Source organism: Christiangramia aquimixticola (assembly GCF_048285835.1).
Classification (GTDB): Bacteria; Bacteroidota; Bacteroidia; order Flavobacteriales; family Flavobacteriaceae; genus Christiangramia; species Christiangramia aquimixticola.
Window position 1 is genome coordinate 1 of the sequence record NZ_JBLVTL010000225.1, and the last position, 297, is coordinate 297.

Genomic DNA, 297 nt, shown 5'->3' on the forward strand with positions numbered 1-297 from the left:
ATCACCAACTTCGAGAGTAAATCGATCACGCTTGAATCTACCGGAGATCTCATTTCTTGAATTGGTATAATTCTTAACCAATTTCACAATCAGACCATTGGTATGTGCGTCTTCAGTCCAGTCATCCAAAATGATGTCCGAAATCAAGTTTGCCTCTTCAGGTACGTTGTAGTTAGACTCGTCTCTGTAAGGATTCTTAGCAGGGAAAAGGTTATTTTCAATATTCTTCAAATTGAACTTAACACCCTTGCTAATGATCTCATCGCCAAACTTGTGCTTAACTCCCTGAGAAGTTTT

At 38.7% G+C, this 297-nt stretch carries 1 protein-coding gene; it reads right to left on the reverse strand.

The window, feature by feature from the left end:
- On the reverse strand, positions 1-297 hold a 297-nt coding region (locus tag ACNKXV_RS14240), incomplete at both ends, for a hypothetical protein (protein ID WP_417908370.1).